Source organism: Streptomyces sp. NPDC058373 (assembly GCF_042723275.1).
In the GTDB taxonomy this organism is placed as follows: Bacteria; Actinomycetota; Actinomycetes; order Streptomycetales; family Streptomycetaceae; genus Streptomyces.
In genome coordinates this window covers 50,346-57,114 of the sequence record NZ_JBHXJE010000044.1, presented here as the reverse complement: position 1 = coordinate 57,114, position 6,769 = coordinate 50,346, and the positions used below count along the sequence as shown (strand labels likewise).

The following is a 6,769-nucleotide window of genomic DNA, read 5'->3' as shown; positions in this document are numbered from 1 at the left end:
TACGTCCAGTACGAGGGAGATCCGGGCGCACGCCGAGAGCACGCACCAGACGCCGCAGGCTCTTCCACGAAGATCCGCCGGACAGGGCCTAGGCGGCGGCCGTCGGCGACCTGCTGCGGCTGGGGGCGGAGGCGGAGGTGCTGGCCCCCGCGAGTCTGAGGGCGGCCGTGGCGCTGACCGTGGCGGAGCTGGCCGAGCGGTACGGCAGCGGGGTCGGAGGGGAGAGCGGGCCGCGCTGACTCCCCGCGTACGCCCCCGGGCCGCCGGGCGGCCCCGCGTACGCCCGGCGCCGACAGCCGTCCGTACGCGCCGGAGCCCGCCCCGCACACGTGGTGCGGGGCGGGCTCCGGGTGGTGCCGCGAGGGGAGGTCGCGCCCCCTACTCCTCGTCGTTCTTGGGCTCGGCCGAGTCGACCTCCGACTCCAGGCCGAGCTGCTCGACCAGCCAGCGGTCGAACTCGATGGCGGCGCGGACCCAGCTCACCGTGGAGGAGACGAAGTGCTCCAGGGCCACACCGGTGCCGATCAGCATCTGGGCCTCGCCGATGAGGCGGACCGTGCCGTCGTCGTGGGTGTGGGTGTAGACCTTCGGCCACAGGGTGCGGCGGTTCCAGTCGTCGATCGACTCCAGCAGCTTGGCCTTGTCGTCGATCTGGTGCGGCCGGTCGTAGAACGTCCGCACCGAGAAGACCTGCTGGTCGCCCTCGCCACGGAACATGAAGTAGGTGCGGAACTCCTCCCACGGCGCCGCGAGGTCACCCTCGTCGTCGACGACGTACTTGAGCTCCATCTGGTCCAGCAGTTGCTTGACCAGATCCTGGTCGGGGACGACGGGGCCCGCCGGTCCTGCTGCCTGCGGTTCGGGCTTGTCCCCGAAATTCGGAATGGAGGACGGGTCGATGCTCACCGTGTAATTCCCTTCGTACGGTTGCCCGCCATCCTCTCCCATTCCCGCCCGCCCCTGGCAACCCCACGGCCCCGCCGCCCCCGCGTGTCCGCTGCGGGCTCAATCCGTACGGCGGACACGCGGGCGGCCGGTCAGCTCTCGGCGCGCCCCACGAGGAGGCCGTCCTCGAAGCGGTCGACGCGGACCGTGTCGCCGTCGCGGACCTCCCCGGCGAGGATCTCCTTGGCGAGCCGGTCGCCGATGGCCGTCTGGATCAGGCGGCGCAGCGGCCGGGCGCCGTACGCCGGGTCGAACCCCTCCTTCGCCAGCCACGCCAGCGCCTCCGGCGTCACGTCGAGGGTGAGCCGGCGTTCGGCGAGCCGCTTGGCGAGGCTCGCGACCTGGAGCCCGGCGATACGGGCCAGCTCGCCCTCGTCCAGCGCGGAGAAGACCACCAGGTCGTCCAGGCGGTTGAGGAACTCGGGCTTGAAGGAGGCCCGGACCACCTCCATGACCTGCCGCTTCTTCTCCTCCTCGGGCGCGGAGCCGACCAGGTACTGGCTGCCGAGGTTGCTGGTCAGCACCAGGATGGTGTTGCGGAAGTCCACCGTCCGGCCCTGCCCGTCGGTGAGCCGCCCGTCGTCCAGCACCTGGAGCAGGATGTCGAAGACCTCCGGGTGGGCCTTCTCCACCTCGTCCAGCAGCACCACGCTGTACGGGCGCCGCCGCACCGCCTCGGTGAGCTGGCCGCCCTCCTCGTACCCGACGTAGCCGGGGGGCGCGCCGACCAGGCGGGCCACCGAGTGCTTCTCGCCGTACTCGCTCATGTCGATGCGGATCATGGCCCGCTCGTCGTCGAAGAGGAAGTCGGCGAGCGCCTTGGCCAGCTCGGTCTTGCCGACGCCGGTCGGGCCGAGGAAGAGGAACGAGCCGGTCGGCCGGTCCGGATCGGCGATCCCGGCCCGGGTGCGGCGCACCGCGTCCGAGACGGCCTGGACGGCCTCGCTCTGGCCGATCAGGCGGCGGCCCAGCTCGGCCTCCATCCGCAGCAGCTTCTGCGTCTCGCCCTCCAGCAGGCGGCCCGCCGGGATGCCGGTCCAGGAGCCGACCACGTCCGCGATGTCGTCCGGGCCGACCTCCTCCTTGACCATGGTGTCCTTGGCGGCCTCCTCCTCGGCCTCGGAGGCCACCTCCAGGTCCCGCTCCAGGGTGGGGATCTCGCCGTAGAGCAGCTTGGAGGCGGTGTCGAAGTCGCCGTCGCGCTGGGCGCGTTCGGCCTGGCCGCGCAGTTCGTCCAGGCGTTCCTTCAGCTCACCGACGCGGTTGAGGGACTGCTTCTCCTTCTCCCAGCGGGCAGTGAGCCCGCGCAGCTCCTCCTCGCGGTCGGCGAGGTCGCGGCGGAGCTTCTCCAGCCGCTGGCGGGAGGCCGGGTCGGTCTCCTTGTCGAGCGCCAGCTCCTCCATCTTCAGCCGGTCGACGGAGCGCTGGAGCTCGTCGATCTCCAGCGGCGAGGAGTCGATCTCCATCCGCAGCCGGGAGGCCGCCTCGTCGACCAGGTCGATGGCCTTGTCGGGCAGGAAGCGGGAGGTGATGTACCGGTCGGAGAGGGTCGCGGCGGCCACCAGCGCGCTGTCCGCGATCTGCACCTTGTGGTGCGCCTCGTACCGGCCCTTGAGGCCGCGCAGGATGGCGATGGAGTCCTCGACGCTCGGCTCGGCCACCAGCACCTGCTGGAAGCGGCGCTCCAGCGCCGGGTCCTTCTCGATCCGCTCGCGGTACTCGTCCAGCGTGGTGGCGCCGACCATGCGCAGTTCGCCGCGGGCCAGCATGGGCTTGAGCATGTTGCCCGCGTCCATGGCGGAGTCGCCGCCGGCGCCCGCGCCGACGACGGTGTGCAGCTCGTCGATGAAGGTGACGATCTGGCCGTCGCTCTCCTTGATCTCGGAGAGGACCGTCTTCAGCCGCTCCTCGAACTCGCCGCGGTACTTGGCGCCCGCGACCATCGCGCCGAGGTCGAGCGAGACCAGCCGCTTGTTCTTCAGCGACTCGGGCACGTCGCCCTTGACGATGCGCTGGGCCAGCCCCTCCACCACGGCGGTCTTGCCGACACCGGGCTCGCCGATGAGGACCGGGTTGTTCTTGGTGCGCCGCGACAGCACCTGCACGACACGGCGGATCTCCTGGTCCCGGCCGATGACCGGGTCGAGCTTGCCCTCGCGGGCGGCGGCCGTGAAGTCCGTACCGAACTTCTCCAGCGCCTTGTACTGACCCTCGGGGTCGGGCGTGGTCACCCGGCGTCCTCCTCGTGTGGTCTGGAATGCCTCCAGCAGCTTCTCGGGCGCCGCGCCCTGCCCGGTCAGCACCTCGGCGGCCGGGCCGCCCTTCGCGGCGGTGCCGATCAGCAGGTGCTCGGTGGAGAGGTACTCGTCGCCCAGGTCCTTGGCGCGCCGCCCGGCGTCGGCGATGACCGCCAGCAGGTCCCGGTTGGGCTGCGGCGGGGCGACCGTCGAGCCGGTGACGCTGGGGAGCGACGCGAGGACCCGCTCGGCCCCCGCCCGGATCGCCGCCTGGTCGGCCTCGACGGCGGCCAGGAGGTCGACCAGGTTCTCGTTGTCCTGCCCCTCCAGGAGGGCCAGGAGCAGGTGGGCCGGTGTCAGGTCGGGGTGCCCCTCGGAGACCGCCCGGCTGCTCGCCGCGTTGAGCGCGTCCCGGCTCCTGTTGGTCAGCTCTGCGTCCACGTGTCCTCTCCTCGTCCTCTACGTCTCCGGTCTGCCTGCCACCGGGCCCGGCGGCCCTCTTCCGCCTGCCCGTACGGCGCCTACCCGTACGCCGGGCGCCGTCCCGTCGTCCTCGTGCGTGGCTCATCGTGCGCCGCCCCGCCGGGCCCTGTCGCGCCGGGCGGCGCGGGCGCGCACCCGACCCGGCACTGACTGGGTCAACGTGCACAAAGTTGAGTCTATTCCACTCAAGCCCATTCGGTCGCCCCTCCTGCCGCCCGCACCGCCCCGCACCCCCACCCGGGCGCCCTGCGGGACCGGCCCGGACCCCGCTCGCCCCCTCGGGAATCGGGAACCTCGTGCACGACCGTTGACCCCATACCGTCCGGTCAGTACGTTCCCGGGAACGTCCCCTCGCACCCATCGGAGCGTGCACGCATGGACACCCCCGCTTCCGCCCAGCCCGTGCCCCCCACTGCCCCGGCCACCCCCAACCGCCGACGCGTCGCGACCGCCGCGGCGCTCGCCTCGGCCGTGGAGTGGTACGACTACTTCATCTTCGGGATCGCCGCCGCCCTGGTCCTCGGCGACCTGTACTTCCCGGCAGACAACCCCACCGCCGGCGTCCTCGCCGCCTTCGCCACCTTCGCCGTCGGCTTCCTGGCCCGCCCCATCGGCGGCATCGTCGCGGGCCAGCTCGGCGACAAGAAGGGCCGCAAGCCGATGCTGGTCCTCGCCCTCACCGTGATGGGCCTGGCCACCACCGGCATCGGCCTGCTCCCCACGTACGAGACGATCGGTGTCGCCGCCCCGATCCTGCTCGTCCTGCTGCGCATCGCCCAGGGCGCCGCGGTCGGCGCGCAGTGGGGCGGCGCCATGCTGCTGGCCACCGAGTACGCCCCGGAGGGCAAGCGCGGCATCTACGGCAGCGTCGTCCAGCTCGGCGTCCCCATCGGCGTGGTCACCGCCAACAGCGTCTTCCTGCTGGCCGGGGCACTCACCTCGGACCAGGCGTTCACCAGCTGGGGCTGGCGGGTGCCGTTCCTGGTCGGCCTGCTCGTCCTCTGCCTCGCCTGGTACATCCACACCCGGGTCGAGGAGACCCCCGAGTTCCGCCAGGCCGAGCAGGCGCTGGCCGAGCGGGAGCAGAGCGAGCAGCCCTCCCCGCTGCGCACCATCCTCCGCGGCCACCTCGGCACCGTCCTGCTGGCCGGCGGCTCCTTCGCGGTCAACACCGCGACCTTCTACATCCTGATCACCGGCGTCCTCGACTACACCACCCGCGAACTGGGCATGGAACGCGGCCCGGTGCTCGCCATCTCCCTCTGCGTCAGCCTCACCCAGCTCGTGCTGATACCGGCCTCCGCCGCCCTCTCCGACCGCATCGGCCGCCTGCGCATCTACGCGATCGGCGCCGCCGGGATCGCCCTGTGGGCCGTCCCACTCTTCCTGCTGATCGACACCGGCTCGCTGCTCTGGCTGGCGGTCGGCACCTTCGTGGCCAGCTGCTTCCTCAGCATCATGTACGGCCCCCAGGCCGCCCTCTTCGCCGAGCTCTTCACCCCGGAGATGAGGTACACCGGCGCCTCGCTCGGCTACCAGATCGCAGCCGTCGCCGGAGGCGGGCTCGCCCCCTTCGTCATGGTGCTGCTCCTGGAGGCCACCGGCACCTCCATGGCGGTCTCCTGCTACATCATCGCCCTCGCCCTGATCGCCCTCCTCTCGATCCGGAGCCTCGCCGTCAAGGCGCGCTCGCGGGGCGAGTGACGAGCCTCCCCCTACGCCGCCTGCGCCCGGGGGGCGTCCTCCGCCGACGCGCGAGGACGCCCCCCGGTCATACGCTGCCGCCATGGCTCTCGACGTAAGCGCTCCCCCCGCCGGTTTCCTCGACTTCTGGCGGGAGCGGCATGTCTGCACGCTCACCACGCTCCGGCCGGACGGCACCCCGCACGTCGTCCCGGTCGGCGTGACGTACGACCCGGACGAGCGGCTGGCGCGGATCATCACCGGCGGCTCCACCACCAAGGTCCGCCATGTCCGCGCGGCCGGACCGGAGGGCGCCCGGGCCGCGGTCTGCCAGATGGCCGGGCGGCACTGGGCCACCCTGGAGGGGATCGCGACGGTCAGCGAGGACCCGGAGCGCGTCGCGGAGGCCGAACGCCGGTACGCGATCCGGTACGGGCGCGAACCCCGCGAGAACCCGGCCCGCGTCGTCATCGAGATCGCGCTGATCCGGGGGATGGGGAACTGGCCGGAGACGGCCGGGGAGTAGGCCCGGCGACTGGGCCCCGGCCCGGACCGGCTCCCGTGACCGGGGGCCCCTGCAACGACAGCGACGCCACCGTGTTCAGGTCCACGGTGACGTCGCTGCCGGGGGGAGCGCCTGGGCGATCTGTGACGACGGGGGGATCGCGTCTCAGGCGCTGCGGGGGGTGGCTGAGAGAAGTTCCGTCTCGACCGGCTGGTGGTCACGCTGGTCGAGGTTGACGAAGACCATTCCGTACCTGATGGCACAGCGCACGGGTTGAGGTGCGCCGCGGGGGCGCCGCAGGGCCCGGTAGGCGCGGACCCCTTCCTCCTCGTCCCGGACGACCAGGATCGGCTCACCGAAGAGCGTCACCGTCAGCGGCTCGTCCCCGTCAGGGACAGCACTGACCAGGTCGATGAAGTGCCATCCGGAGCGGTAGGCCGCGGCCATCTCGCGCCGGAATGAGTGGTCGTCCGGAGGCATGCTCATGCCTGGACGTCCGTGGGCTGGTCCTCCCACGTCGGCTCGCCGGCGGGGGCGGTCTCCCAGGTAGGCTCGCCGGCGGGGGTGACCTCCCAGGTGGGCTCGCCCGTCGGGGCGAACTCCCAGGTCGGCTCACTGGCGGGGGTGACCTCCCAAGTGGGCTCGCCGGTCGGGGCGAACTCCCAGGTGGGCTCCGACTGGACCGCCACCGGGTTGCTCTCCCAGGTCGGCTCAGCCAGCACCGAGGAAGCGGGCTCGCTCTCCCAGGTGGGCTCGCCACTGGCGATCGCACCGAAGGCAGCCGCGACCGCGAAAGCGCAAAGTACACGAACCATCTTGCTCATGGACGATCTCCACCTCTTCTAATCATTTCCTCCTCCCCCGTGCACATGACGATCGCTCACCAGGACCGCTCGCACCAGCGAATACAGGCATC

Annotated in this window: 6 protein-coding genes; 2 read left to right on the top strand and 4 right to left on the bottom strand. The window is 72.0% G+C overall.

Annotation, left to right across the window (positions count from 1 at the left end; genetic code table 11):
• Positions 1-378: 378 nt before the first annotated feature.
• Both ACFWMZ_RS22645 and clpB read right to left on the bottom strand, forming a co-directional pair.
• Entirely contained in the window at positions 379-906 is a 528-nt protein-coding gene (locus tag ACFWMZ_RS22645) for a YbjN domain-containing protein (RefSeq protein ID WP_383181093.1), read from the bottom strand.
• 131 nt (positions 907-1,037) lie between these two features.
• The gene (clpB, locus tag ACFWMZ_RS22640) at positions 1,038-3,623 is read right to left on the bottom strand and encodes an ATP-dependent chaperone ClpB (RefSeq protein ID WP_383203737.1); all 2,586 of its coding nucleotides are present in this window, start codon (positions 3,621-3,623) and stop codon (positions 1,038-1,040) included.
• A 417-nt stretch (positions 3,624-4,040) separates the two neighbouring features.
• Here clpB and ACFWMZ_RS22635 point away from each other — a divergent pair, with 417 nt between their 5' ends.
• Positions 4,041-5,369, top strand: coding sequence for an MFS transporter (locus tag ACFWMZ_RS22635; protein WP_383203734.1), 1,329 nt, complete (start codon positions 4,041-4,043; stop codon positions 5,367-5,369).
• 82 nt (positions 5,370-5,451) lie between these two features.
• Complete coding sequence (locus ACFWMZ_RS22630) at positions 5,452-5,874, top strand: pyridoxamine 5'-phosphate oxidase family protein (RefSeq protein ID WP_383203731.1); 423 nt, start codon at positions 5,452-5,454, stop codon at positions 5,872-5,874.
• Positions 5,875-6,018: 144 nt separating this feature from the next.
• Here ACFWMZ_RS22630 and ACFWMZ_RS22625 read toward each other — a convergent pair whose 3' ends face one another.
• Both ACFWMZ_RS22625 and ACFWMZ_RS22620 read right to left on the bottom strand, forming a co-directional pair.
• Entirely contained in the window at positions 6,019-6,339 is a 321-nt protein-coding gene (locus tag ACFWMZ_RS22625) for a (2Fe-2S)-binding protein (protein WP_383181081.1), read from the bottom strand.
• Positions 6,336-6,677, bottom strand: coding sequence for a hypothetical protein (locus ACFWMZ_RS22620; RefSeq protein WP_383181078.1), 342 nt, complete (start codon positions 6,675-6,677; stop codon positions 6,336-6,338). Before ACFWMZ_RS22620 ends, ACFWMZ_RS22625 begins: the two co-directional genes overlap by 4 nt.
• Positions 6,678-6,769 lie beyond the last annotated feature (92 nt).

Bases quoted from the DNA above. Each gene is read 5' to 3' on its own strand.
- ACFWMZ_RS22635 (WP_383203734.1), top strand. From the start codon at position 4,041: ATGGACACCCCCGCTTCCGCCCAGCCCGTGCCCCCCACTGCCCCGGCC.
- ACFWMZ_RS22630 (WP_383203731.1), top strand. From the start codon at position 5,452: ATGGCTCTCGACGTAAGCGCTCCCCCCGCCGGTTTCCTCGACTTCTGG.
- ACFWMZ_RS22625 (WP_383181081.1), bottom strand. From the start codon at position 6,339: ATGAGCATGCCTCCGGACGACCACTCATTCCGGCGCGAGATGGCCGCG.
- ACFWMZ_RS22620 (WP_383181078.1), bottom strand. From the start codon at position 6,677: ATGAGCAAGATGGTTCGTGTACTTTGCGCTTTCGCGGTCGCGGCTGCC.